Source organism: Acetobacter orientalis (assembly GCF_000963965.1).
In the GTDB taxonomy this organism is placed as follows: Bacteria; Pseudomonadota; Alphaproteobacteria; order Acetobacterales; family Acetobacteraceae; genus Acetobacter; species Acetobacter orientalis.
In genome coordinates this window covers 1-26,385 of sequence record NZ_BAMX01000014.1, presented here as the reverse complement: position 1 = coordinate 26,385, position 26,385 = coordinate 1, and the positions used below count along the sequence as shown (strand labels likewise).

The window sequence follows — 26,385 nt, the reverse complement described above, 5'->3', positions numbered from 1 at the left end:
ATATTCAACCTTTTTTGCTGTGTTAAACAACTCTCACTCAACACAACGGCCTGCTTTTGCAGGGGTTCCTTATTATTTGCGGCTTATAAAAATTCCTCTAGCGCCAAAGCCGCAGCCAACTGCGGCAATTTAGCTAAATTTTGGGCCAGCGATGTACCATCACACGCACTCACTGTACGTAAACCAAGGCTATTAACCAAATAGACCGCCTCTGCTTGCATAAGCTGCGTTGGGTCAATGCAGGCCTCGTGCGCTATACCCGTCTGCAAAAGCAGGCCCCGTGCCACACCGAGCAACGCCCCTTCCTTACTGGCTGGGGTTAAAAGGGCTCCGCCCTGTTGCACAATAACTGTACTTATTGTTGTTTCTGCCACACGCCCTTGCGTATTGAGTATTAAGGCTTCCTCTGCGCCGCACCGTGCCGCTTCTTGCCGCGCCACAATAAACGGTAGGTAATTAAGCGTTTTAATACCACACAGCACAGACTGTTCATCTTGCCGCACAAGGCGGCTGGTTATGAGCGTAACGGCTTTATATGTGGGCATACCGGGGCTTGCGGTCATAAAAACTGTTGGCTGCACCTGCGCTGGTGGCAAAAGCCCTCGTGGGCCACTGCCCCGCGTAACCGTAAGCCGCAAAGACCCGTTATGCACTTTATTAACCGCCACCAGCTCTGCCGCCATGCCGTGCATACTGGCTTGGTCTGGCACGGGTAGGCCAAGTATTTGGCCCCCCGCCTGTAAACGGCGTGCATGGCTGGCCATACGTAAAGGTTGCCCTTTATAAACACGTATAGTTTCAAAAAGTCCATCACCCAGCGTTAAGCCACGGTCAGTTAGCGGTACGTGTGCAGCCTCTGCACGGCAAAGTTGGCCGTTTAACCAAACCCACATCATGGCTGGGCACCAAAAAGCTGTAAAAGTGGTGCTATTTTCAAACACATTTCCTGATACTCTTTTTGCGGGTCAGACAAAATGGTAATACCCCCACCAGCCCCTACACTCAGCTTTTGCCCCCACCGCACAAGGGTGCGAATAATAACCGAACTTTCCATGTGTCCATCAACACCAATTCTTACTATGCTCCCGCAATAGGCCCCTCGGGCAGATGCCTCAACCTCTTCAATAATTTGCATGGCACGGTGCTTAGGCGCACCCGTAACAGACCCCGGCGGCACAGTAGCCTGCAACACATCAAACGCATCTTTACCCGCCGCCAATACCCCTTGCACTTCTGAAACCAGATGGTGCACATGCGCAAAACGCTCAACCTGTAAAAATTCCGGCACCTGCATGCTGCCTATACGTGCCACACGCCCAATGTCGTTGCGCATCAGGTCAACAATCATCAGGTTTTCGGCACATTCTTTCTCATTTTTAGCCAACGCTTCGGCCAAAATGGCATCTTCTGCCGCATTCACCCCACGTGGAGCAGTACCTTTTATAGGGCGCGAACTTACAGCCCCATATGGTGTAAGCTGCAAAAATCGCTCCGGTGAGGTTGAATGCAGCGCATAATGCTGCCCACACCGCAAATATGCGCCAAAAGGTGCAGGTGCATGGCGGCGCAAAGCACGGTACAGGTCTGTATCTAAAACCGTTTTTTCTAAAACAGCACTATAACGCCCGGTAATATTAACCTGAAAAATATCACCTGCTGCAATAAACTCTTTCGCTTTTGCTACCGCATGCTCATAAGCTTGCTGGCTTTGGTCTGGAGTAAAATGGAGCTTTGGCAATAAAGGCGCTTGCAGCACTCCCTGTTGCTGCGCCGCATACCACAGAGCGCATACATCTTTTTGGTGCTGCTCTACAGCACCGGCCCCTTGCTCTTGCACCACAAAACCCGCAGCAAAGGCGCGCTGCTCTTGCCTGTCCCATAAAAAAGCGTGGTCATAAAAACCAAAGGCGCAGTCTGGCTCTGCCTCTGGCGCAAGCGGGTAACCTAGCCCTTCTAGGGCCATACCAAGCCCATACCCTAAAAAACCAACCAGACCGCCAAAAAATGGCAAGTGTGCAAAACGCCCCTGCTCTCTGCCAACACGCGGCGGCATAAGGGTGCGCAAGGCGTTAAACACAGCCAGAGGCGTGCCAACGCCACTCGTACCACCACCCCATTTTAAAACACCATTTTGCACTATAAAGGTTTTTTGGGGGTTTACGCATAATATCTGCCAGCGGCTCCGTGCCTCTACTGGCCCACCGCTATCTAAAAATGCGCACCACGGGCTATTACCCCACGCGGCAAGCAGGCTGTCTGGGTCTTGCCAAGGCAGTTCCTGCGCCCAAACATGCGGTGGCAGATTAAGGGTGTTAGACCTGCTCAATACGCGAAATACCGGGCAAGGTTTTCAACCGCTGCCCCAAAAGAGGCGTTACTTTGTACCCACCTTTTAGGCGTACTTCTACATCGCACGTTTCGTCCATACCGGGCATAAGGGTAATGCGGCCCGGCCCACCGCGCTGGCTGTTTAAAATTTCACAAAGTTGCGCCAGTGCCTCTTCTTTTTCAATCCACACTCGCATTTCGCTTTGGCTTTGGGCGGCCGCTGTTTCTAGGTCAAGTACATCACTGGCGGTAATACGCAGGGCTTCACCTTCTAATTTTAAGTCTGCTTTTACCAATACTGCGGTGCCTGCGGTCAAAATATCGCGCACACGGGTTAGCACCTCAGAAAACAAGGTTACTTCGCACCCGCCTGTGGCATCAGACAATCTTACCCATGCCATTTTATTCCCTGTGCGGGTTGGCCGTTCTTTTTTATCAACCACACACCCTGCAATACTCACGCGGCCTACCCCGGCCTCTGCCGCTGCAAGCAGGCCAGAAGACTTAGTAACCCCCATACGCCGCAAAACAGGCCCATAGGCATCAAGCGGGTGGGCCGTCATGTGAAAGCCTACGGCTTCAGCCTCCATGGCTAAACGCTCAAATTCTGGCCAATCTGGCCCGTCAACCAAACGCAGCGGCTCTACATGGCCTGCACCACCAAAAAGGCCAATCTGGCCTACAGCTGCCTCTTGTGCTTGGCTTTGTGCCCTGCGCAAAATGGTATCGGCTGATTTATAGGCTCTGGCCCTGTTTTTATCCAAACATTCAAACGCGCCAGCTTTTGCCAAATTTTCCATTTGCATGCGGTTAATCTGCTTGGGGTCTATACGCATGGCAAAATCGGCCAATGTTTTAAAAGGCTTCCCCCCCCGGGTAGCTACCAAAGCCTCCATGGCGCTAAAGCCCACTTTTTTAATAGCGGCTAGGGCATAGCGTATGCCGTGGGTGCCATCTGGCAGGGTTTCAACACAAAAATCAGCCTCAGATTTATTAACATCTGGCGGCAAAACTTTAATGCCCATACGTTCAGCCTCTTGCCGTAGGGCGGCCAATTTTTCCGTTTTTTCTCGTGCAAGAGACATACAGCCTGCAAGAAAGGCAACCGGGTGGTTCGCCTTCATCCAAGCGGTTTGGTAAGACACCAGCGCATAAGCCGCAGCATGAGATTTGTTAAAGCCATAGTCAGCAAATTTTGCCATAAGGTCAAAGACCTCAACCGCTTTGTCTTTGTCTATACCGCGTTTGGTTGCCCCTTCGGTAAAGATAACGCGCTGCTGGTCCATTTCTGCACGAATTTTTTTACCCATAGCACGGCGCAACAAGTCAGCGCCGCCAAGGCTGTAGCCTGCCATTTTCTGGGCAATCTGCATCACCTGTTCCTGATAGACCATAATACCGTAGGTCTCTTCAAGAATTTCCCGAATTTCCTCGTGCGGAGGTTCCCATGCCTCCCCGTGTTTACGGCGGCAATAATCGGGAATATTGGCCATTGGGCCAGGGCGGTAGAGTGCCACAGCCGCAATAAGGTCTTCTAAGCGGGTGGGCCGCATTTGTTTAAGAACATCACGCATGCCAGCACCTTCAAACTGGAACACGCCTGCGGTATCACCCCGGCTTAACATTTCGTATGTTGCGGGGTCGTTTAGGGGTATGCGGCTTAGGTCAACCTCAATACCCATTTTTTTAAGGAACCCAACACCCCTTTGTAAAATGGTAAGTGTGGTAAGGCCCAAAAAGTCAAACTTCACCAACCCGGCCTGCTCAACAAACTTCATGTTGTATTGCGTTACCAACATGTCGCTTTTGGGGTCTCGGTAGAGCGGTACCAGCTCAACTAAGGGCCGGTCGCCAATAACCACGCCCGCAGCATGCGTACTGGCATGGCGGAACAAACCTTCAATCTGCTGGCCAATTTCCAAAAGCCTGCGCAAGGCTTCATCATTATCGCGCATTTCCTGTAATTTTGGCTCGCCTGCAATGGCGTCTTTTAGGGTGGTCGGTTTAGCTGGGTTGTTGGGTATTAACTCTGCAACACGGTTAACCATACCGTAAGGCAGGCCCAATACGCGCCCCACGTCTCGCACTGCGGCACGCGCCTGCAACTTACCAAAGGTAATAATTTGCGCCACACGGTCTGCCCCGTATTCGCGCCGCACATAGGCTATAACTTCATCTCGCCTGTCCTGACAGAAATCGATATCAAAGTCAGGCATGGACACACGTTCTGGGTTCAAAAACCGTTCGAACAGCAAGTTAAAGGGTATGGGGTCAATATCGGTAATCGTAAGCGCCCATGCCGCCAAAGACCCTGCACCAGACCCACGCCCCGGCCCCACCGGAATATCGTGTGCTTTACCCCACTGAATAAAGTCTGCCACGATCATGAAGTAACCGGGAAAACCCATTTTAGAGATAATATCGAGTTCAAACTCCAAACGCTCTTTGTATCTGGTATGGGTTTCTTCATCTAACCCCATGCCAGAAAGGCGTTTTTCTAACCCCTCCCATGCCATGGCGCGCAGGGTTTCATCTTCTGTGGCCCCTTCGCGCACTTTGGGGCAAATGGGCAAAAGGGGTTTGCGGGTTTCAACCTTAATGGCGCAACGCCGCGCAATTTCCAGCGTGTTGTCACAGGCGTCTGGCAGGTCAGAAAAGAGCGCGCGCATCACTTCTGGGGGTTTAAACCAATGCTCTGGCGTTACGCGCCAGCGGTCGCGCTCGGCCATGGTGCGGCCTTGGGCAATACAAATAAGCGCATCGTGCGCTTCATACATTTCCCGCTTAGGAAAAAAACATTCATTCGTTGCCACAAGCGGTAAACCAAACTGGTCTGCCAAGGCTAAAACACCCGGCTCCACCGCTTTTTCTACCGGCAGGCCGTGGCGGTGTAGCTCTATAATCAGCCTATCATCAAACGCTTCATGCATACGGGCCAGCCAGCGTTCGGCTTCATCTTTCTGGCCTTCTGCCAACATATGAAAAAGCGGCCCACGTGTGCCACCACTCAGCAACATCACACCTTCTGAATGGGCACATAAAGTCTCTATCTGCACGACAGGTTCTGATGGGTCAGATTCCTGAAACCCATTAGAAGACAGAAACTGGAGGTTGCTCAGCCCCACCTCGTTTTGGGCCAGTAACACCACAGGCTCTGCCGGAGCGCCGGGTTTGTCGTTACGTGCGGGCAAACCAATCTGGCAGCCAATAATGGGCTGCACACCAGACTTGCTACAGTATTGCGAGAACTCAAGCGCCCCAAACAGATTGCCAGAGTCGGTAATAGCCACCGCTGGCATACGCATATCCTGCGCCATTTTAGCCAGCTCAGGCACACGAATGGCCCCTTGGCTAAGAGAATAAGCAGAATGAACCCGAAGGTGGACAAAATCAGCGTAGGACATTGTGCCTATCTACCACACCGTTTGAGCAATCTCACCACTTGCAAAATTTAATCTTTGCACCAAGCACCCAAGAGTTAGCATGGCGGTTAAGCAATTTGGCAGCAATCAGACATTTTCCAAGCAGCGCAACTCCTTTATCATGCCTGCATGACACACCACACACCCCCTCTGCGCCGTGGCTGGACAACAGGCAGTTGCGCAACGGCTGCCACCAAAGCGGCGTGGCTGGTGTTACAAGGCCACACTCCCCCCGCTACCGTGCCCATTACGCTACCAAGTGGGCAGAGTGTTACCTTTGCCCTCTGCCAATGCGGCATAAATAATGCCACCCCCTTTGCAGAGGTCATTAAAGATGCAGGGGATGACCCAGACGTAACCCACGGCGCGCTTATTCGCGCCAGTGTAAGGGCTTTACCTGCGGGCACAGGCGTTCTGTTTAAGGCGGGTGAGGGTGTTGGCACGGTAACGCGCCCCGGTCTCCCCATTCCCCCCGGTGAGGCCGCCATAAACCCCGTGCCCCGCGCCATGATCTGCACCGCCTTAGCCGAGGCCAATGGCGGCACCTTGCCCGATGTAGAGGTAACGCTTTCTGTCCAGAATGGTGCAAAATTAGCAGAGCGCACTCTTAATGGGCGGCTTGGCATTGTGGGTGGGCTTTCTATTTTAGGCACAACTGGCATTGTGGTGCCGTTTTCCTGCGCAGCATGGATAGACAGCATACATCGCGGTATAGATGTAGCCCATGCACTTGGCCTTACCCATATTGCGGGCTCTACCGGCAACGTGTCTGAAAAAGCCGTTCAAAAACACTATAATTTACCTGAAACCGCCTTAATAGAAATGGGAGATTTTGTAGGCGGCCTACTTAAATATGTACGCAAAGTGCCTTTTGCACGGCTAACCATTGCCGGTGGCATTGCTAAAATGACCAAGCTAGGCCAAGGCCGCCTAGACCTACACTCCAAACGCGGGCAAGCAGATATGCCAGCGCTGGCACACCTTATGGCACAACACGGAGCAAGCCCCACACTCGTGCAGACAATAGAAAACTGCCCTACTGTAGCAGAGGCTTTTTTATATGCGCGTAAAGCTCATTTACCTATGGGCACAATTATTGCCCAGTCTGCTCTTGCAACAGTGCAGCAAACCCTTACCGCCACACCGTGCTGTGTTGATGTGCAAGTCTATGACCGCGCTGGCAACATGGTAGGGCATGCTGGCCCACCCTACCCCCGGCAGCACTTGAGTAGAGAGTTTTAATAAGCTCCCAAAGCGTTAGAAAAACCTCTCCTCCCTTTTGGCTCCAAACTCCATCACGCGGCTTTATGGTTATCGCAGCAGAGAAAAAAGGAGAGTACGCACCCTCGCCTTGTCATTGGCCGCATGCCGGAGTTTTACCATGCCGTAACGCATTATTCTCAGCTCAGGTGCCGCTATATCATGCTGAAGCACCACCGGCTTTGACCACAACTATGCTTTAGAGGCCGCTTCAAAAAGTGCTGTGCTCACTCTCACCTACCGTTTTAAACCTGCAAGCACCACCTCTTTGCCCCGCTAAAGCTATGCTACAGCATTAACGCTGCTTATTTGCACCACAAAGAGAAACTACCAATTTATAACTGTTAATGTTTGAAATAGTCTATTTGGTAGCGCCCCATTCTACCGTGTTCAAGCTCGCCCTTTAGGTTTTAGCTCCTAAAGCGCCGCCGGTAGTCAGGGTCATAGAGAGCACTTTCTCTAAAGTCTTTTTGCCCCAAGGCGGGGCCAACCAGCACAAGGGCTGTGCGCTCAATGGGGTTTGCGGCAAACTGTTCCTCAATACTGGCAAGGGTGCCGCGCAACACCACTTCATCAGGCCAACTTGCCCTAGCCACGATAGCAACAGGGCATTGCGTCCCATAAAAGGGCGTTAATTGCTCAACAATTTTATCAAGTGTATGAATAGCCAAATGAATAGCCAGCGTTGCCCCTGTAGCTGCAAAGGCAGGTAAATTTTCGCGCTCTGGCATAGCAGAGGCACGGCCTGTCATGCGGGTAAGCACCAAGCTTTGCGCAACGCCAGGCACGGTAAGCTCTTGCCCTAATGTTGCAGCGGCAGCAGCAAAAGCAGGCACCCCCGGCACCATGCGCCATGCAATACCGTGTTTATCGAGCCTGCGCGTTTGCTCAGCTACAGCACTGTAAATAGACAAATCTCCCGAATGGAGGCGGGCCACATCATGCCCATCAGCCTGTGCTTTTAGGTATTCTGCCTCAATTTCGTCTAACGTCATGGGGGCGGTATCAACCAGCCGAGCCGTAGCTGGGCAAAATTGCAGCATATCTTGTGGCACAATAGAGCCTGCATAAAGGCACACAGGGCATTGGGCCAGTAGGTCTCGGCCCCGTAGGGTTAACAGGTCTGCCGCACCGGGGCCTGCCCCAATAAAATAGACTGTCATGCTCTTACACTCCTTGCGCCAGAGCGCACGTTACACCGCCCTGCACCATTCTTGGGCCATAAAGCCTGCCCCCTGCCCCAGCCACCACCAGAGCACATGCTTCTGCCACAGACGCAACGCCCACTTTTTGGGCCACGCTGGCTGAGTATGTCAGGCACAAAGGCTGCACCACCGACATGCTTTGCTTTGTAACCCACACCACATCCATGCCACAGCGCAGCGTAAGCTCTTGGGCCACTCGGTCGTGCTGTTTGAAGTCTGGTAGCGCCAGCATGTCAAGCTTTTGCACGGCATAATGGCCCATAACAGTACGCAACAAAGCCAGCGCTGTGGCGCTACTTGCCCCACTCCGCCAGCCAAAACCCACAACAACACTCATACTTGGGTGGGTTTCCAGGCAACCCACTGCGTTACGCTCATGCTGGGCCTAAAGGCATGCAGCCGCCCTACCGGGTCTAGGCGGGCTACGTCTAGGCGGGTCAGGCTACCCCCCCATTGCTGCATGGCTTGAAATAGCTTGTGCTCTGTTTCAACAACCACAGCATTTACCACCAAGCGGCCACCGGGTTTAAGGGCTTGCCATGCAGCCTCCAACATGCCGGTGGTGCTGCCCCCACCCCCTATAAAAATAGCATCTGGCGCGGGTAGGCCCGTAAAAGCGGCTGGCGCTTTGCCGGTTACAGTTTGCAAATTTGGCACCCCTAAAGCCTGCGCGTTATGGGCAATACGGGCCACGCGCTCTGGTGCCTGCTCAATAGCAATGGTTTGGCAGGTGGGGTCGGACAGCATCCATTCAATACCAACAGAGCCAGCGCCGCCGCCTACGTCCCACAATAGTTCGCCCGCTCTTGGCGCGAGAGAGGAGAGTGTAACCGCCCGAATTTCGCGCTTGGTGAGTTGGCCATCATGTTCAAAACAAGTGTCGGGCAACCCGGTAACCCGTGGCAAAGCACACGATACAGCGCCCGCAGGCACACATAACGCCACCAAACACAAACGGTTAATACCATGTGGTGCCCCGTCTTGGGCAAGGCAGCGTGTTACCTGCTCGTGCGGGCCACCTAATGCTTGCAAAATATGGCACTCGGTTTGGCCAAACCCGCGCTCGTTTAACCACGCAAACAGGGTGGCAGGGCTTGTTTCATCGGCACACAACACCAGTAAACGGGCACCGGGTTGTAAAAATGGTAAAATAAGCGCGTGAGGCCGACCACAAACAGACACCACACGGCATGCCTGTTGCGCCCACCCAAGCCGAGCACATGCCAATGCCACGCATGAAGGGGCTGGCAGGCACGCTACTTCATGCGGGGTAACGTACCCTATCAAGGTTGCGCCTACCCCGTAAAAAAATGGGTCGCCCGAAGCAAGCACCAAAGTTGGCTGCCCCCTACGGACCAGCACGGCCTCTAGCGCAGTAGAAAAAGGGGTTGCCCACGTATGGGCCTCCCCCTTTATCAGGTTACGGCACAAGGCAACGTGGCGCGCGCCACCAATAACGTAAGGGGCTTGTTCTATAAGTGTGCGGGCAGCCGCACTTAGCCCCTTCGGCCCGTCTTCCCCCACGCCAACCAAGGTTAACCAACGCTCCACCTTTTGAGGGTGAGGATGTGTCATGCTGCCGTTATCCTGCTTTTATACCGCGCTATACCTACTCCCTTGCCCCGCCAGTGCAAGCAGGCGTATGGCTGGGCGCAGAGCATTGTATTCGAAAGCTAAACCCATGCCAGCCTCTTTGCACGCCTTGCGCCTGTTAATACTGGGCGGCACCACAGAAGCCACAATGCTGTGCCAAGCACTTGAGGGACAAAGCAACATTGCGCCAATCGTGTCTTTGGCCGGGGTTACACGTACACCACACCTACCAAAAATAGCTGTAAAAATAGGCGGTTTTGGTGGCAGTAATGGCCTGAGCTACTGGTTACAGCAAAACGCCATAGAGGCGGTAATAGATGCCACCCACCCCTTTGCCGCCACCATGAGCCACAACGCAGCCCTAGCCTGCAACGCCCTAAACATACCTCTGTTGCGGCTTGAGCGCCCGGCATGGCAGCCCACACCACAAGACTGTTGGCACACTGTACCAAGCCTGCAAGCCGCCGCCCACATGCTGGCTACCCCCGCCCTATGGGGCAACAAACACCTCACTGTATTTTTGACCACAGGCCGCAAAGAAACCGCCCCGTTTCAAGCAGTCCCGCAGCACCATTATGTTTTACGCTCCATAGACGCACCCGATGCAGAAGCCCTGCCCCCGCACACCACCTTAATAACGGCCCGTGGCCCGTTTGATTTAGCGGCAGAAATCGCTACCCTGCGCCATTACCAGTTTGACTATATTGTTACAAAAAATTCTGGTGGGAACGCCACTTTTCCTAAAATAGAAGCGGCGCGGCAGTTAAACATACCCGTTATTATGGTGAACCGCCCCGCACCCGCTGCTACGCCATGCGTTGCAACCGCAACGCAGGCCCTGCATTGGTTAAAACAATATCAGACAGCCTCAACTTTACGAGACGTATAAAACCACGGCTGGGCATTGGGCCGCTCTATTAAATGGCTGGCAGCACACCCAATAAGCACTAAAGTGCTCATATCAGCCCACTCTGCATTCGCTTCTGCCAGTGTGCTCAGTCTTACAGCTTCATCTGGTCTGCCAATGGCGCGGGCAAACGCAACGGGGGCTTTAAGCGGGGCATACTGTTGCACATATTTCAAAGCCTCCGCCAATTGCCACGGCCTTGCTTTTGAGCGGGGGTTATATAGCGCAATAACAAATTCAGCCTGTGCGGCCAGTTGTAACCGCCGCAACACTAATGGCCATGGCTTAAGGTTGTCAGACAGCGAAATAACGCAAAAATCACCCCCAAGCGGTGCCCCCAAACGGGCAGCGGCCGCCAATACAGCACTGACACCGGGTATGACTTCAATATCAAGCCTGCGCCATTCAGGCGGGCCGCTTTGCACGGCTTCAAACACAGCGCTGGCCATACCAAACACGCCAGCATCCCCACCAGAAACAACCCCAACATGCCGCCCGGCCTGCGCCATTTCCAGCGCGTGGCGGGCACGCGCCAGTTCCTCTCGGTTGTCAGAACTATGGCGTATAACGCTGGCGGGGGCTTCAACCCGCTGCACGTAAGGGCCATAGCCCACAAGGTCTGTCACCTGTGCCAAAACCTGTGTGGCCTGCGGGGTAAGCTGCAAAATATTACCCGGCCCAAGCCCTATAATGCTGATACGCCCTGTCATCTTGCCCCCTTACGGCCCGGCACCAGTACGAGAGAGAAATAAGGCGCCGTGTCGCCACAGTCGCTAAAGGGTTGAGAAAAGCCATTTGCCTGTGTGCCACGCTCAACATAGCGTGCCTCTGGCATGCGGCCAGACTGCGCTAAAGCCCGCCTAACTTTTGGCATATTGCGCCCTATTTTCATTAAAACCGCGGCATCGGCCTTTTTCAGCCACTGTGTCAGGTCTGCCTCGGGCAGTGTCGCTGGCAAAACGCACAATACGTCATCACCATGGGTCATGGGCAGTTGCGCCTGAGACCAGCAACCATTCATGGCGGCAATACCGGGCACAACAACTGTTTGAAACCGCTCTTTTAAACGATCAAACAAATACATGGCAGAACCATATAAAAATGGCTCCCCCTCACACAACAACACCACATCTTGCCCTTGGGCCAAAACATCTGCCAGTTGCTCTGCACACGCATCGTAAAAACGTTGAATACCACGCTGGTACTCCGGGTCTTCGACTGCCACCTCAATAGTAAAGGGGTAGGCAAGCCGCAACTCGCGCACGCTAGGGGCTAGGTAAGGCTCGGCTATAGTGCGTGCATGGCCTTTTTTGTCGTGCTTGCAAAAATGCGCAATAACTTTAGCAGCTTTGAGTGTTTTGGCAGCTTTTACGGTCAGTAGTTCCGGGTCTCCCGGCCCTACGCCTACAACGTGCAATGTGCCATGTGCTGTGTTGGGTTCCATGGTGGGTTACTCTGCCTCACTCGCCAGAGCGTTGACTGTTGCCGCCGCCATAGCACTTCCACCCAAGCGCCCATGTACAACAAGCCACGGCACATCTGTGCGTTGGGCTAAAGCAGCTTTCGATTCAGCAGCACCCACAAACCCAACAGGCAAGCCAATAATAGCGGCAGGCTTTGGAGCACCGGCATCTAGCAGTTCAAGCAGGTAAAACAGAGCCGTTGGCGCATTGCCTATAGCTACAACCGCGCCCTCTAGTTTATCGCCCCAAAAATCTATGGCCGCGGCAGAGCGGGTGTTACCAATATGCTGCGCCTGCGCAGGGGTGCGCGTATCGCGCAGGGTGCACACGACCTCGTTATGCGCCGGTAAGCGGGCACGAGTTATGCCGTGGGCTACCATTTCAGAATCACATAACACAGGCTTACCCTGCCTAAGGGCCTGCTTGGCCGCAGCCACAAACGTAGCCGAGACAGCAACATGCTGCGCAACATCCACCATGCCACATGCATGGATAATACGCACCACAACCTTGGCTTGCTCTGGCGTAAAACCTGTAAAATCTGCCTCTGCGCGAATGGTCGCAAAAGACTGCCGGTAAATGGCCGCGCCATCTTTTATATAGTCGTAACCACCCATAGCGGCCCCCGTTAACTCTTTGTCTGTGCCGTCTCTTGCGCCGCCCATGCCCGCACAAAGGCACGCACAGCCGCAAAGTCTGGTACATGGCTGGTGGGTTCATCGCTCGTGGTGCCGTTTCTGACAAGGGCATAGCCGTGCAAATCTGGCACCACAGTTAACGACGCCCTGCTGGGGTGCGCGCACCCTTTAGCACACCCAGAGACATGCACACTGCCGTGCGGCGGCATATCCTGCGCCAAAAGCATCGCCTGCGCGGGCGCATTGTTATGGGCCTGTGCACACCCCACCTGCCCGCTACAGGCAAAAATACGTAAACGGGCATCGGCTGGGTTTGTTACAAACCCCTCTGCCTTTGGCATAGCCTGCTGCCCTGCCAGAATAATGCTGTGCTGGGCAGTTAAGCGCAGCAGGCCATCGCCCTGCTCTGCCGCACCTGCACAAGCTTTTAGCATTGCCGGGGTAAGCTGGCCCAAAGGTACACCTAGCCCATACACACCGGCCACTATTGGCCCAACACAGCAAGACGGTGCCAGTGCTTTTGCAGCTAAAGCCGGGGCTGTGCGCCACGGCACAGCACAAGCGCCAAATAACAAAGGCCCAATTTCGGGCTGGCGCAGCGGCCTTTTAACGCCAGCACACACTGTAAACTGCACGGCCACCTGCACAGCGCACGCTACTGCCGCCGCAAGGGGCAAGGGGTCACTTTGGGCCGTACCACACACCACACGCCACATGCCTTGCCCCAAGGCTTGGCAGGCTTGCAGCACAATATCGGCTTGCAGAGTACCCAAGGGCCATAACCCACCGCCCTCTACCGCAAAGCCAAATTTGTCGGGCAGTGCGTTTAAGCTGGGGGTAGCAAGCAAGGCATTACGCAGCATTTGGCCGCAAAGGGCTGTATCTGGTGCGCAAGCCGGGTCTAGCCCCGCTAAAGGTGAGACCTGTAAGACCTGCCGTTTTTCCTGCCCGGCATCTGCTAAACCTAACCCTAAAGCCCGCATACGAGCCGGAAAAAGCTGCGCCTGCTCATATGAAAACCCGCGCAATTGCAGGTTGGCCCTATTGGTAAGGGTCATAAGGCCATTACCGTGTTGTTCAGCCTCTTCAGCCACGCACACAGCCTGCTGGGCACTTAACTGGCCAAAGGGCGGGCGTATGCGTACAAGCCAGCCATCTTTTGCCTGCATGGGGGCATATAAACCGGGGCACCAGCCTTTAACCTGCGGCGGTGCAAAAGGGGTATTGGCCTGTTGCGTTGTCATGTCGCGCCCCTTTCCCTGTTTTCAATGCCCTAAAACTTATGTGCCAGTATTCTGTAACGCTGGCCTATTCCTGTAAGCAGTCACCCGTACCCTGTCAAAAACCCCTACCCGCCACCAAAAAACTGTTAACGCACTGCCAACTGGCTGATGGTCATAAAACCCCTTACAACTGCCCCCCCATCGGGTTACGCTGCGTGGCACTGCCTTACTGGCACCCTCTGTTTTATAAACAAGCGGAAACTTTCATGAAGCGTATTACAACCCGGCAGGAACTGGCAGACTGCGTTACCCAATGGCACAAAGAGGGCCACACCATTGGTCTTGTGCCCACTATGGGCGCACTCCATACCGGGCACCTAACACTGCTTAAAGCGCTAGAAGGCAAAGCCACGCGCCGCATTGTAAGTGTGTTTGTAAACCCTATTCAGTTTAACAACCCAGATGACTTTCGCCTCTACCCACGCGGGCTTGATGCCGATGCAGCCTTGCTGGAGCAAACTGGTGGAGCCGACATTCTTTACGCGCCAGATGTAAGCCAAATGTACCCAGACGGTTTTGCCACACGCATTCTGGTTTCCGGCCTAGATACAATGCTGTGCGGCGCAGACCGCCCCGGCCACTTTGATGGTGTGGCCACCATTGTAACCAAACTCTTTATGCAAACACGGGCTAATATTGCCGCCTTTGGCGAAAAAGACTTCCAGCAACTGTGTATTATCCGCCGCATGGTGCAAGACCTTAACTTGCCCGTTAGCATTTTGCCCGTACCCACCGTGCGCGAAACTGATAATCTTGCTCTATCTTCGCGCAACAAGCGCCTAAGCCCAGAGCAACGCACCAAAGCGGCCCACCTGCCCGCTGCCCTACTGGCATGCGTTGCAGCCCTTAAAAACGGGGCAAACCCAAGCGCCACACTCGCCACATGCCGCACCACGCTTGAACAAGCTGGCTTTACCTTGCATTACCTTGAGATACGCGACGGCAGCACACTGCAACCCACCCAGCCGACAGCCCCAACAGCCCGCCTTTTTGTAGGCGCAAGCCTTGGTGACATTCGGCTTATTGACAACATGCCACTGGGCTAACCCGCCCACACACCCCCAACTAATATTAGGAGCACCCCCATGAGCGACATTACCCGCCTAGACCCAGAAGAACGCCTGACAGGCGCTGTTATTTATAACGGTTTAGTACATCTTGCTGGTCAAATCGCCGATGATGACAGCCTAGATGCGCAAGGCCAGATGGCCGACATTCTGCGCCAAGTTGATGCTCTTTTGGCCAAGGCTGGCACAGATAAAAGCCGCCTTATTTCTGTGCAAATTTTTCTGGCGGATATGAACGACATGGCCGCCATGAACCGCGCATGGGACGCATGGCTCGACAAAGAGAACAAACCAGCCCGCGCAACAGTTGAAGCCAAACTGGCCCAACCCACATGGAAAGTGGAGCTTACCGGCATTGCCGCTCTGCGGTAAAAAATAGGCGCCTAAATGAAAGTGCCTCCCGTACTTAGAATAAAATCTGGCACAATTGTATTGTGCCAGATAACGCGCATACTCTTGTTGAATACTCTAAAAAAATAACACTCAGTTATACCGTAAAAGGTAGAAAAACTAAGCAACTCAACTAAGAAAAGCGCGAAAAACTCCTCAATACTCAAGGAGAGCCAACCTCCCCCTCCCAACCCAATCAGGACAGATTTGGCTCAATACACCAAACAACAGAGAACCGCTCAGGGTTTACTGACCCAAAAAACTTGTCCTGATATGGAGAGAAAGGCGTTTTAGCCCCAATCTATCGTTTTAGCGGCATCAATCGCGGCTTTAATAACCTTACGAGACGCTGTGACAAGTTTATGGGCAGGAACATCGCCTGTAGCGCTGAGCCCTTCGCCCTCACCTTTAAATTGAATCTCACATTCCTTGAATATCTCGACAAGCTGTTCATCAGGCAGCCTACCCCACAATTCAGGGCGCAGCGCAAATCTGCCGCGCTCTTCTGCTGCTTCAATAATCGCTTTCGCTTGTTCAATATGCTTAGAACGAGGCACTCTGCCCCCAATTATATAGGACAGCTCTTCAATTTGCTCTTTTTTAGTCTTCATTTACCCAGCCACCATTGATCGTTTACAATAAAGAGTTAGCACAAAATCAAAATAACCTTTGTTATAAACACAGAGATCACTCAATTTTCTAGCTCTGAAACATGCCTTCGAAAGTGAACCTCTAGGCGCTTGCCACGTGCCCACCCGATTACCGATTTCAGCCCTTAATCACAATACCATTAAGAGATTATTGCAAAATTTGAGAATTATGGAAACAGCTATGTGTTTGTACAAATCAAGTGAGATATTTCTAACCCTATGGGGCCACTCTACCTAAACGAAGCCGCCGCTCGCTCTTCCTCAAAACAGAAAGTCACAATAACCTGAGCTATTTTTGAAACAATTTAGCTCTCAGCTTATATTTGCTTTTGGTCATTCCATAAAAAATATTTACGGCATACGCCAATATTACTGACTATTCATAGGCTTATGATTGTTAATACAGAATTTAAAAGCCGTATGAACTCTAATAGTATAGCAGAAAAAACTTACTCAAACGCAGCAAGGGAAATCTGATGTAATTTATTTTCGGGGAATATAAGGCTGGCTCCCGAAGTAGGACTCGAACCTACGACCCAGCGATTAACAGTCGCTTGCTCTACCAACTGAGCTATTCGGGACCAGCGACGCATCGTATAACCGCCTTGCTGGGTACTCGTAAACCCCCTTTTTTTCTTTTTTTTGATTTTTTTGCATTTCTCATTTTCGAGGCGGGCGACACCCCGGCAAACACAGTGTAAACTTGCGCTTATGACAACAAATGGCCCTTCCTCTTCTGCATTCTCACGCCGCTCCCTTCTCCTTGGTAGTTTGGGGGGCGTTGGCGTAGCCGCAGGCATTGGGCTTTATACAACCCGGCACCACAGAGCACACCACAAGCAGCCAGATGGCCAATACCGTAAAATTACACTCACATGGCCCAATGCCAACATGGCAGCCGTACTGGCCGTTGCAGCCCAAAAAGATTTTTTTGCCAAATACAGTCTAGAGGTTGAAAACCCAACAGACCCCATAAACGGGGCCAACGCTATTGCTGCCCTTGCAAATGGTACGGCGCAATTTGCAGTGGCTCCGGCGCTCTCATGGTTACCGCACCTGCATAGTGGGCTAGAGGCCAGCCTTATTTTGGGCATTCAACCCGGCACGTTTCGCCTACTTGTACGCCGCGGGGCAGGTATTACCCGCCTAGAGCAGCTCATTGGCCGGGTTGTCGCGGTGCCAGACCACAACATGGCAGACAAACTCTTTCTTGCTATTATGATGCGCCGTAAAGGCCTTAACGCCATGGACGGTATAGCCTGGCGGCCTACCCCCATAACAGAGCTTATGACCGCTGCGGCCAATGGCAGTATTGATGCCATTGCCAGCCACGACCCAGTGGCATGGCAACTGCTCAATACGTCTTCTGGGCTGTTTGCTGAGCTGGTCAGCAGCAACACCGGCCATTATGCCGACCGTACAAGCCTTGTTCTGGGCGTGGCTAACGCCACCCTCACCACAGATCCAGACGCCGCCACAGCCATGGCGCTTGCTTTGCGTGATGCGGCTAAATGGACCAACACCCACCGAGACGACGCCGCAACGCTTGTTGCTACAGCAACACCTGAATTATCGGCTGATCTCATACGCGATATGCTGGCTAATGAGCCACCCATTCGCCCCGTTGTAGGCCACACCCTACGTGACCAAATGGCACAATATTGCGATGAATTGCAGCTTATAGGCCTTTTACCCAATACAGAAAGTGCGGCTGAGCTTGCCCACAAATACACTCAAAATGTTCTAAAAGGTTAAAGCTGTTTTAAAATATTTCCACTGTACAAAAGGTTTTTACACCTTATTGCACAGTAAAATAATCATAGTTTATGCCGCACGAGAGGTTGGGCACTCATCAGCTTCCGCTCTGTCTTCTGGCAAAAGAGTTGCACAAATATATGGTCCACCAGCCAATATTTTTAAAGATAACATGGCAAACCCTGCTGGGCCACACAGGGGTAAAGGTAAAAAAGCATTACCGGTTGTCCAGCGCCCCTCTGTACTTTCAAACGCTGCCCAGCCATCTAGCTCCATTTTATGCAAATGCGTGCTCAATAGCCTTGAGCTAGCATTATCTAAGTAGGTAATATCTCCAATCATAACACCACGCGGGCGCCGATCATTTATAAAGGGGCCTATACTGTCTGTTAGCCGGTTTGTGCGCGACATAATACGCACAGCCCTTACCTCTGTTGGCACCATAAACATAACCGTACTGCCTATTTTACGGGCCCGGCTAATTGTTTGGCCTCTATCTGTTACCAAAAATAATTCTGGGTCAGCCGTTACCTCAAGCGGTGGCGTATGCACAGGGTAGCCCTGTTCTTGTGCACGCTGTGCCAAGTGCACGTAAAGTGGTTCAACTTCTGGGCGCTTTAACGCTAAAGGAGCCGCAGCATCAAACTTCCAGCTTAGTTTTGAAAAACGCAAAGCAACGACATCTCCCGTTTGGTAAAAAAGACGTCTGCTTGTAGTATCCAAATATGTTTCGGTTAAAACGCCATTCGCCAAAATAACCGCATGGGGCTCAATTTCTACATGGTAATAGGTGTAAGAGGTTATGCTACGGTCAAAGAAAATACTTCTGCCGTTTACCAACATTCTTGCTGGTACAAAAACATTTTCAAAAAAAAGAGAATGCTCGGCTGTTACCAATAAATCTTGGTAAGGCACCCCATCGGCTATTGCATCTTTTAAAATTCTAACAGGGTAACCAGCTTCATCATCTGGCAGGCCCGGTCTTACCGTAGTGGTACGCTGCCCGGCCCAAACAATCTGGCGTGTTTCCCATGTATTATTACGCCAATCATAGGTGCACAGGGCATCGCCATATTTCAGGGTTTCAACGGCCCTGTCACCTTCTGGCGTACGCAGCAATGCCCCTGCTAAAAAACAAACTTCGTTTTTATGTGCCGCCATTTTATCAACGGCATGTCGGAAGTCGTGTTTCTGCACACCTTCAATAGCCAGAGTAAACGTTTTTTCATTGGCTAAATGTAGCGTTACGTGGTCTGCATCAGGGTAAGAGAGACCTGTAATATCTTTGCTGGCAATATCTGGCAGCGTAATGCAGTCTGCCCCCTCCATTGTTAAGTGTGCAAAACCCTTTATCTCAACAGTGGGGTTATCTGTGCCGGTAATACTTAACCCAATATTAGTCTCACCTTGCAGTTCGACTACTCCTCCAACACCCCCATGTATGGTGGCAATACCCCCTTCTTTTACCACCAGCTTGTCAATAATACGCCCACCCGGCGCAATAGTAAGGCTTGCACCACTTTGCACAACCGCATGGCTGACTGTGCCGCCTGCTTCAATATATAAGTCTGAAACAGCGCTGTGCGGTGCCATTTCTGCACCGGCTGAAAAAACAATACTCCCCCCTCACCTACCCTTACCGCCACCCCCTCTGTCGCGTTTTGGTAAGAGTGCGGGCCTACTGAGAGAACATTGTCAGCCAAAAAAACTGGCCCGTAAGCCGTTGCAGCCGCACAGCCTGCTTTTGCAACAACGTGAATAGAGCATTTATCTAGAATGGCGCCCGCTAATGCGACACCCCCAGCAACAGGTGTTGAGGTCATTGGTTTAAGCTTTCGCGGTTTTATGAAAAGACTTTGAGAAACGTCATCGTTTCTGGCTATCTATGAATGTTTAATTTTCAGTTACGAGCGTTTTGAAAAGTCTTTTGTAAAAGTGCCTTTATACAAAACTGTATAAAACGACATGATAGACCAACAAAATGGTAATGTTTGTTCAGCTATACTGAAAAGAAACCCTAAATGGTTTCAAATTTTTAGTAATTTTATAATTAAAAAACCGAAAACAGACGTTTCGACCGAATCAATTCGCCTGTTTTTAGTCCCGAAAGAAAATTATTTCAAGTTTTTAACAAAGCGGCTTAACCGCGCACAGGCTTCCTGCAGGTTCTTGTCATCTGTTGCACAAGAAAAGCGTAGGTAAGGCGATAAGCCAAACGCTGCGCCCGGCACAGTGGCAACGTTCTCTTCTTCTAAAAAAGCGACAGCAAAGTCACGGTCTGTTTCTAGCAGCGTGCCCCCTGCTGTTGTACGGCCAAGGCAACCCGCCACACCGGGGTAGGCATAAAATGCCCCTTCTGGCATGGCACAGGTTAACCCCGGTATGGCACGCAGGGCCTCAACCACCATAGTGCGGCGACGGCTGTAGGTTTTAGCCATGTCCCGCACCAAGTCTGCCGGGCCGTCTAGGGCAGCGGTAGCCGCCGCTTGGGCAATAGAGCACACGCCAGACGTTGCGTTACCCTGTACCCCCCGCATGGCGGCAATAAGGTCTTTGGGGCCACCGGCAAAACCAACACGCCAACCCGTCATGGCATAGGCTTTAGAAACCCCGTTAAGGGTAACAATACGGTCTTTCAGGTCGGGTGCTACGGCAGCAAGAGATGCAAATTCCTGACCATCAAAAACCAGATGTTCATAAATTTCGTCAGACAAAATCCAGACATCTGGGTACGCACGCAGCACATCTGCCACGGCTTCTAAATCTGCCTTAGAGCAAACGGCACCAGTGGGGTTATTCGGAAAGTTTAAAACCACCCAGCGCGTACGCGGTGTCATAACCGCTGCCAGTGCCTCTGCCTTTAAACGAAAGCCATCGGCCTCGTGGCAAGGGGCATAAACGGGTACGCCACCAAACATACGGGCAATAAGCGGGTAACTTACCCAATAAGGGGTAGGCACCACCACTTCATCGCCCGTATTCAGGGTTGCCATAAAGGCATTAAAAATAACCTGCTTACCGCCGTTAGAGACCATAATCTCGTCTGGTGTGTAAGTGAGTCCGTTTTCTCGCAAGAATTTGCGGGCAACCGCAGCTTTAAGGGCAGGTGTGCCATCAACCGGTGGGTATTTGGTCTGGCCTGCCAAAGCGGCCGCATGGGCCGCCTCTATAACAGCGGGGGGCGTTGCAAAGTCTGGCTCACCCAATGCCAAAGAAATAACCTGCCGCCCCTCATCCCGCAGGGCGCGGGCACGGCGGGCCATTTCTATTGTGGCAGGTGCAGGCAGCCCGGCAAGGCGTTGTGCAAAATGCCGTGGCATACTTACACAAGCCCCGCACAAAAACGTTGGATACGGCTGCATGCTTCACGCAGGCTTTCCGTATCTGTTGCGTAAGAAATGCGCATATAGCCGGGGTACATGAAAGCAGAGCCATGCACAGCAGCAACGCCTTCTTCTTCAAGTAAGGCCGTTACAAAGTCTTCATCGGTTTTAATCTCTATGCCACCGGCAGAGGTTTTACCCAAGCAGTTCTGCACAGATGGGAACACGTAAAACGCGCCTTCTGGCTTATCGCAAGTCAGGCCTGTTGCTTCGTTTAGCATAGACACAACCAGATCTCTGCGGCCCTGATAAGTGGCCACCATGTCTGCAATAAAGTCTTGCGGGCCTGCTAGGGCTTCTACTGCCGCAGCCTGCGCAATAGAGCAGGTGTTGGACGTTGATTGCCCCTGCAACTTGTTCATGGCTTTGGTTAGCTCAATAGGTGCGCCAGAAAAACCAATACGCCAGCCGGTCATGGCATACGCTTTAGACACCCCGTTCATAGTTACGGTACGGGGGCGCAGGCGGGGTTCTACCTCAACAAAGGTTGCCGGGCGAAAACCGTCATAGGTCAGTTTAGCGTAAATATCGTCTGTAAAAATCCAAATATGGGGGTGGCGCAGCAGCACATCACAAAGCGGGCGCAGGTCTTGTGCAGAGTAAGCGGCCCCTGTCGGGTTGCAGGGCGAATTGAGGAAAACCCACTTTGTACGTGGCGTAATAGCCGCCTCAAGCTCTTGCGCTGTCAGTTTAAAGCCGTTTTCGCGCTTGCAGGGTACAATAACCGGCGTACCTTCAGCCAATGTCACAATATCTGGGTAAGACACCCAGCACGGTGCGGGAATAATGGCTTCATCACCGGGGTTAAGGGTGGCCATCATGGCGTTATAAATAATCTGCTTACCACCGGTAGAGACAATGACTTCCTCTGCCGTATAGTCCAGCCCACTATCTAGGCGAAAACGCTCAGCCACGGCTTTGCGCAGTTCTGGCGTGCCTGCAACATCAGTATAGCGTGTTTGGCCGCCTTCAATTGCCTTCATGGCAGCTTGGGCAATATTGTCCGGTGTGCGAAAATCTGGCTCTCCGGCTGAAAGGCTAATGATATTCCGACCCGCAGCCTTAAGGGCCCGCGCCTTTGTCGAAATAACAATCGTCTGGCTAGGGCTGATCCTGTTCAGCCGGTCAGCAATAATGCTCATAACGTCCCACACTTCCTGACACAATTTTCATAAAAGCTGCCACATACAGCTTTAGCCGTTAAAAGCTCTATAGCGGCCAAAACGCACACTAGTGCGCTTCTCGTGTGGGCGGAACCGTAGAAAACAGATTTGTGAGGGTTTTTTTACACTCACAAACGCCAATGTGTTTATGGGCCAGCAAACCCTGCGGCTTGGCATACAGCTTGAGCACTCACGCCTGCCGCACGCATGGCACGCACTGCCTTAGCACCATCACGCTTGGCAAGGCGCTTACCATCTGCCCCACATAAAAGAGGGTGAAACGCATAATGTGGGCGCGGCCAGCCCATAAGTGTTTGTAAAAGGCAATGCAGGTCTGTTGCCGGGCGTAAATCTTCGCCGCGAGTTACAAGGGTTACACCCTGCCGTGCATCATCATGCGTTACGCACAAATGGTAAGATGCAGGCACATCGCGCCGGGCCAGCACCACATCTCCAAACAATTCGGGCTTACACACCACTGTACCGCGCTCAAGGTCTGTATAAGTTAGCGGCCATGCGCCATTTGGGGCTTGGCTTTGCGCCAGTGCGCAGGCTTTTTCCATATCCAGCCGCAAAACATGGGGCACACCTTGGGCACATAAGGTTGCACGCTGCACTGTAGAAAGCGCACGGCAGGTGCCGGGGTATTTCAGGCTGCCATCAGGCGCGGTATGGGGGGCCGAAAAGATAGCCGCACTCTCGCGCATAATGTCAGAGCGCGTGCAAAAACAAGGGTATATTACTCCCAAACGCTCTAAATTTTGCAGAGTTTTTGCGTACTCTGCCAAGCAAGCAGATTGGTAAAGCACGGGCTTGGCTGAATGGAGGCCAAGCCATGCAAGGTCTTCTAATAAAGCTGTCTCGTAATCGGGCTTACACCGTTGGGGGTCTATGTCTTCTAGGCGCACAAACCAAGTGCCATTGGGTTGGGCATAACGCCAGCCAAACAAGGCCGACGCCACATGCCCCAAATGTAAAAACCCAGTTGGGCTTGGTGCAAAGCGTGTCACCCAGCCTGTCATTGCCCCCTCATGGTCTGTGCTGCCCTGCTCCTCAATAAAATGCTCAGTAACCCGGCCCACGGTCGTTACCATAGCCGCCTGAGCCACCATACCCATCACGAGAGCCACCTTGGTTATAACCGCCACCAGAATTACCGTAGCCGCCGCGCTGTTGGTACTCACCATCACGGTGGCCGTGCGGCCCTCTGCCAAAGTCTCCATGCTCTCTGGGTGGGGGTGGCATGCACGCTGCAAGAGAAAAACCCGTTACAGCTAAAAGGCTTACGCTCAATAATTTTTTCATAAAACCCTCCTGTTTAATTCTTTTTTAACTCCACCCACATAAAGCGGCTATTCTATGGCTGCATCATGGCTCTGTGTAGCAATGCGCAAAAACCCTGACACCTAACAAGCTGAATTTGAAGTAAAATAATACTGTTTTATGAAATACTTGGCCCTTTTCTTGCCGCAACAGCATTAATCTGCAATACTCCGTGCAAATATTGATCTCGACGACGCACTTCCAACAGGCGTTCCGTTCAGAGTTTTAACGCCAGTGTTTGAAGCTGCGCCCTTGAGAAAACAAGGAGGCGTACCTTGGCTGATGGCAGTATGCTGAACTACCCGGCATTGGTTTTAAATGCGGATTTTCGTCCGCTCTCTTACTTCCCGCTTTCACTTTGGTCTTGGCAAGATACCATGAAGGCGGTGTGGCTAGACCGTGTCTCTATTTTGAGTGAATACGAAGCCGAAGTGCACTCCCCACAACGCGCATTTCGCCTACCCAGCGTTATTGCCTTAAAAGACTATATCCCCTCTGCCCGCAAACCAGCCTTTACCCGCTTTAACGTTTTTCTGCGTGATAACTTTTCGTGCCAGTATTGCGGCGAAAAATTTCCTACACACGACCTAACTTTCGACCACGTTATTCCACGCTGCAAAGGCGGCCGTACAACGTGGGAAAATGTGGTGACAGCCTGCGGCGTGTGTAACCTGCGTAAAGGCCCGCACCTACCACACCGTATTGGCATGATACCCCGCCAGCCCCCAGAACGCCCAACATCATGGAAATTACAGGAAAACGGGCGGGCCTTCCCCCCCAATTACCTGCATGAAAGCTGGCGCGATTATTTATATTGGGACACAGAACTAGAAAGCTAAAAGGGCTTACAAAAGCCCTCCGGCTTATTTGGTGTAGCTGTAACCGTATTCTTCAGCCTGCTTTTGCAGGTCTGGAGCATCTTTTAAGTTAAGCGGTAAGGGGTGCGCCTTTTGGGTGCTGAGCAAGAAATTATTGTCGCTCATGCGCTGGCAGGTATTGGCAGCCAAAGGAAAGCTTAAAAACATTGGGCTTTTCATTTGCTTACGCAGGCAAGATACATCTGTATCAAGCAATGGCACACGTCCAATTTCAGACGAGCAGCCCCCAAGAGCTATCAGACCAAACAGCGTAACGCCCAGACCAACTGCCTTTTTTGCGCGCATTCTCTTTAACCAACCCTAACTACGGCCCCACTATAAGGGCACAGAGCCTTTAAGCCATCATGACAGGCCGCACAGTGCCACGCCTAGCGCGCGCGGCATAGAGGCAACACCAGCACAGCGCCCCCGTGCACACCGCATACCCTACGCCCCGTAAGCCGTAAGCCGTAAGCCGTAAGCCGTAAGCCAATAATACCTAACAGGCAGTCAGCACCAAACCGCCACCACCCTTGTGGGTGGCACCCAACCGCCTAGACCTTTAGCTTACGTCGTAGCCTGCACCACGAATGGCGTTTTGAAGAGACGATGTACCGGCACGCTGGGGGTCATACTCAACTTTAACCTCGCCTGTGGCCAAATTAACGTCTGTGCTCTGCACACCATCCACGGCAGCCAAGGCGCGCCGAATGGCAGAAACGCAGCCATCGCAAGACATGCCCTCAACAATAAAACTTGCCGTAGCCATAGGCTTTCTATCCTCTACTGGTAAAAACTGCGTGCGACTATACGCTACTTGGCGCACGACCTAAAGCACTGCTGTTACTTTTTGTCATAATTCGTCACTGCGCCCGCCCTTGGGTTGGGCAAATTTTCAGCACTCGGCAGACCCTTAACTTACCGCTATGCTGCCCCCATGCAGGACACCCCCTTTCCAGCCCCCACGGCACAACAGGCGTTGCCTTTTTTATGGCGAGACACCGCCACCCACCGCCTTATGCTAGCAACGCTCTTAGCCACACTAGAAAACGCCCTGCTGCTAACAGATAGCGCCACGCGCACCTTAGAAGACTGGAGCCGCACCCATAGTCTGGCCCCCACCCCTACCGTTCGGGCTGTCCGGGTTGACACAGCACGTGCCCCCTGCCCCCCATTATTATGTGAAAAACTGGAGCTTACCCCCCAGCAGGCCAGCACTATGCTGCGTTACCGCCATGTACGGCTTATGTGCGGCCAGCATGTTCTCTCTCATGCGCAAAACTGGTACCGCCCAGACCGGCTTAATGCCAGCATGAACACAGAGCTTGAAACAACAGAGATACCCTTTGGCCGCGCTGTCAGCCAACTGGCCTTTACCCGGCAGTTGGTAGAGGCCAAACGCTTATGGGCTCCTCTACCCCACGGGTGGGAAATCGCCCCCCTCCCTACGGGCAGCGGAGATTACTTAACCCCACCAGCATGGCTGTTCCGCCACCAAGCCATTTTGCAACGGCACGATAGCGCGCCCTTTAGCGCCGTTACAGAAACCTACACAGCAGACTTGCTACGCTTTACACCCCCAAGCCTGCCTACGCACACCTAAAGGGGTATATTCAAAAGTTAGCATCCGGCGGTCTGGCTGCGCATTTGCAGACCTGTGCCTGTGCCTGTGCCTGTGCCTGTGCCTGTGCCTGTGCC

Annotated in this window: 25 protein-coding genes and 1 tRNA gene; 7 read left to right on the top strand and 19 right to left on the bottom strand. The window is 52.6% G+C overall.

Annotated elements, in window-relative coordinates:
• Positions 1-83: 83 nt before the first annotated feature.
• Genes Abor_RS05855 through dnaE form a run of 3 tightly spaced genes read right to left on the bottom strand, consistent with a single transcriptional unit; the run spans position 84 to position 5,732 of the window.
• Positions 84-896, bottom strand: a complete 813-nt coding sequence (locus Abor_RS05855; protein WP_048841096.1) for an aminotransferase class IV — start codon at positions 894-896, stop codon at positions 84-86.
• Positions 893-2,326 carry an anthranilate synthase component I family protein gene (locus Abor_RS05850; RefSeq protein WP_048840911.1) on the bottom strand — a complete coding sequence of 478 codons (1,434 nt, stop codon included), beginning with the start codon at positions 2,324-2,326 and terminating at the stop codon, positions 893-895. Before Abor_RS05850 ends, Abor_RS05855 begins: the two co-directional genes overlap by 4 nt.
• Positions 2,313-5,732 (bottom strand): DNA polymerase III subunit alpha, encoded by a 3,420-nt coding sequence (dnaE, locus tag Abor_RS05845; protein WP_048840910.1) that lies wholly within the window; start codon positions 5,730-5,732, stop codon positions 2,313-2,315. Before dnaE ends, Abor_RS05850 begins: the two co-directional genes overlap by 14 nt.
• 147 nt (positions 5,733-5,879) lie before the next feature.
• Here dnaE and Abor_RS05840 point away from each other — a divergent pair, with 147 nt between their 5' ends.
• Positions 5,880-6,992 (top strand): cobalt-precorrin-5B (C(1))-methyltransferase, encoded by a 1,113-nt coding sequence (locus Abor_RS05840; RefSeq protein ID WP_048840909.1) that lies wholly within the window; start codon positions 5,880-5,882, stop codon positions 6,990-6,992.
• Positions 6,993-7,420: 428 nt separating this feature from the next.
• Here Abor_RS05840 and cobM read toward each other — a convergent pair whose 3' ends face one another.
• Genes cobM through cbiE form a run of 3 tightly spaced genes read right to left on the bottom strand, consistent with a single transcriptional unit; the run spans position 7,421 to position 9,790 of the window.
• Positions 7,421-8,173: a precorrin-4 C(11)-methyltransferase gene (gene cobM / locus Abor_RS05835; RefSeq protein WP_048840908.1), complete on the bottom strand. Its 753-nt coding sequence runs from the start codon at positions 8,171-8,173 to the stop codon at positions 7,421-7,423.
• Between the two features lie 4 nt (positions 8,174-8,177).
• Positions 8,178-8,552, bottom strand: a complete 375-nt coding sequence (locus Abor_RS05830) for a cobalamin biosynthesis protein (protein ID WP_048840907.1) — start codon at positions 8,550-8,552, stop codon at positions 8,178-8,180.
• Positions 8,549-9,790: a precorrin-6y C5,15-methyltransferase (decarboxylating) subunit CbiE gene (gene cbiE, locus Abor_RS05825; protein WP_048840906.1), complete on the bottom strand. Its 1,242-nt coding sequence runs from the start codon at positions 9,788-9,790 to the stop codon at positions 8,549-8,551. The genes Abor_RS05830 and cbiE overlap by 4 nt, the downstream gene beginning before the upstream one ends.
• Positions 9,791-9,896: 106 nt before the next feature.
• Between cbiE and Abor_RS05820 the strand changes: the two genes are divergently transcribed.
• On the top strand, positions 9,897-10,697 hold the full coding sequence (locus tag Abor_RS05820) for a cobalt-precorrin-6A reductase (protein ID WP_048841095.1): 801 nt from the start codon (positions 9,897-9,899) through the stop codon (positions 10,695-10,697).
• On the opposite strand, the gene cobJ is transcribed toward Abor_RS05820, so the two are convergent.
• The 4 genes from cobJ to cobG are packed head-to-tail and all read right to left on the bottom strand — an operon-like array spanning position 10,667 to position 14,060.
• Positions 10,667-11,425: a precorrin-3B C(17)-methyltransferase gene (cobJ, locus tag Abor_RS05815; protein WP_048840905.1), complete on the bottom strand. Its 759-nt coding sequence runs from the start codon at positions 11,423-11,425 to the stop codon at positions 10,667-10,669. The two genes, Abor_RS05820 and cobJ, sit on opposite strands and share 31 nt — an antisense overlap.
• On the bottom strand, positions 11,422-12,159 hold the full coding sequence (locus tag Abor_RS05810; protein WP_048840904.1) for a precorrin-2 C(20)-methyltransferase: 738 nt from the start codon (positions 12,157-12,159) through the stop codon (positions 11,422-11,424). Before Abor_RS05810 ends, cobJ begins: the two co-directional genes overlap by 4 nt.
• A gap of 6 nt (positions 12,160-12,165) precedes the next feature.
• Complete coding sequence (locus Abor_RS05805) at positions 12,166-12,795, bottom strand: precorrin-8X methylmutase (RefSeq protein WP_048840903.1); 630 nt, start codon at positions 12,793-12,795, stop codon at positions 12,166-12,168.
• Between the two features lie 11 nt (positions 12,796-12,806).
• Positions 12,807-14,060: a precorrin-3B synthase gene (gene cobG / locus Abor_RS05800; RefSeq protein ID WP_052946369.1), complete on the bottom strand. Its 1,254-nt coding sequence runs from the start codon at positions 14,058-14,060 to the stop codon at positions 12,807-12,809.
• A gap of 245 nt (positions 14,061-14,305) precedes the next feature.
• Between cobG and panC the strand changes: the two genes are divergently transcribed.
• Positions 14,306-15,145, top strand: a complete 840-nt coding sequence (panC, locus tag Abor_RS05795; RefSeq protein WP_048841093.1) for a pantoate--beta-alanine ligase — start codon at positions 14,306-14,308, stop codon at positions 15,143-15,145.
• Positions 15,146-15,184: 39 nt separating this feature from the next.
• Positions 15,185-15,538 carry a RidA family protein gene (locus Abor_RS05790; RefSeq protein WP_048840902.1) on the top strand — a complete coding sequence of 118 codons (354 nt, stop codon included), beginning with the start codon at positions 15,185-15,187 and terminating at the stop codon, positions 15,536-15,538.
• Between the two features lie 308 nt (positions 15,539-15,846).
• Here Abor_RS05790 and Abor_RS05785 read toward each other — a convergent pair whose 3' ends face one another.
• Together Abor_RS05785 and Abor_RS05780 are read right to left on the bottom strand one after the other, a co-directional pair.
• Entirely contained in the window at positions 15,847-16,167 is a 321-nt protein-coding gene (locus Abor_RS05785; RefSeq protein ID WP_048840901.1) for a hypothetical protein, read from the bottom strand.
• Positions 16,168-16,711: 544 nt separating this feature from the next.
• A tRNA-Asn gene (locus Abor_RS05780) sits at positions 16,712-16,787 on the bottom strand.
• A 130-nt stretch (positions 16,788-16,917) separates the two neighbouring features.
• Here Abor_RS05780 and Abor_RS05775 point away from each other — a divergent pair.
• On the top strand, positions 16,918-17,961 hold the full coding sequence (locus Abor_RS05775; RefSeq protein ID WP_048840900.1) for an ABC transporter substrate-binding protein: 1,044 nt from the start codon (positions 16,918-16,920) through the stop codon (positions 17,959-17,961).
• A gap of 69 nt (positions 17,962-18,030) precedes the next feature.
• Here the strand turns inward: Abor_RS05775 and Abor_RS05770 are convergent, their stop codons facing one another.
• The 5 genes from Abor_RS05770 to Abor_RS05750 form a co-directional block, all read right to left on the bottom strand.
• On the bottom strand, positions 18,031-19,554 hold the full coding sequence (locus Abor_RS05770) for a Hint domain-containing protein (protein ID WP_048840899.1): 1,524 nt from the start codon (positions 19,552-19,554) through the stop codon (positions 18,031-18,033).
• A 521-nt stretch (positions 19,555-20,075) separates the two neighbouring features.
• Complete coding sequence (locus Abor_RS05765) at positions 20,076-21,281, bottom strand: pyridoxal phosphate-dependent aminotransferase (protein ID WP_048840898.1); 1,206 nt, start codon at positions 21,279-21,281, stop codon at positions 20,076-20,078.
• A gap of 2 nt (positions 21,282-21,283) precedes the next feature.
• Positions 21,284-22,486, bottom strand: coding sequence for a pyridoxal phosphate-dependent aminotransferase (locus Abor_RS05760; protein WP_048840897.1), 1,203 nt, complete (start codon positions 22,484-22,486; stop codon positions 21,284-21,286).
• A 167-nt stretch (positions 22,487-22,653) separates the two neighbouring features.
• The gene (gene gluQRS, locus Abor_RS05755) at positions 22,654-23,529 is read right to left on the bottom strand and encodes a tRNA glutamyl-Q(34) synthetase GluQRS (RefSeq protein WP_048841092.1); all 876 of its coding nucleotides are present in this window, start codon (positions 23,527-23,529) and stop codon (positions 22,654-22,656) included.
• A gap of 43 nt (positions 23,530-23,572) precedes the next feature.
• The gene (locus tag Abor_RS05750) at positions 23,573-23,812 is read right to left on the bottom strand and encodes a hypothetical protein (RefSeq protein ID WP_048840896.1); all 240 of its coding nucleotides are present in this window, start codon (positions 23,810-23,812) and stop codon (positions 23,573-23,575) included.
• A 293-nt stretch (positions 23,813-24,105) separates the two neighbouring features.
• Here Abor_RS05750 and Abor_RS05745 point away from each other — a divergent pair, with 293 nt between their 5' ends.
• On the top strand, positions 24,106-24,669 hold the full coding sequence (locus Abor_RS05745; RefSeq protein WP_179193395.1) for an HNH endonuclease: 564 nt from the start codon (positions 24,106-24,108) through the stop codon (positions 24,667-24,669).
• Between the two features lie 24 nt (positions 24,670-24,693).
• Here Abor_RS05745 and Abor_RS05740 read toward each other — a convergent pair whose 3' ends face one another.
• Together Abor_RS05740 and Abor_RS05735 are read right to left on the bottom strand one after the other, a co-directional pair.
• Positions 24,694-24,993 (bottom strand): hypothetical protein, encoded by a 300-nt coding sequence (locus tag Abor_RS05740; RefSeq protein ID WP_048840895.1) that lies wholly within the window; start codon positions 24,991-24,993, stop codon positions 24,694-24,696.
• 256 nt (positions 24,994-25,249) lie between these two features.
• Complete coding sequence (locus Abor_RS05735; protein ID WP_048840894.1) at positions 25,250-25,456, bottom strand: heavy-metal-associated domain-containing protein; 207 nt, start codon at positions 25,454-25,456, stop codon at positions 25,250-25,252.
• Between the two features lie 168 nt (positions 25,457-25,624).
• Between Abor_RS05735 and Abor_RS05730 the strand changes: the two genes are divergently transcribed.
• Entirely contained in the window at positions 25,625-26,290 is a 666-nt protein-coding gene (locus tag Abor_RS05730; RefSeq protein ID WP_048840893.1) for a hypothetical protein, read from the top strand.
• The last annotated feature ends 95 nt before the right edge of the window (positions 26,291-26,385 follow it).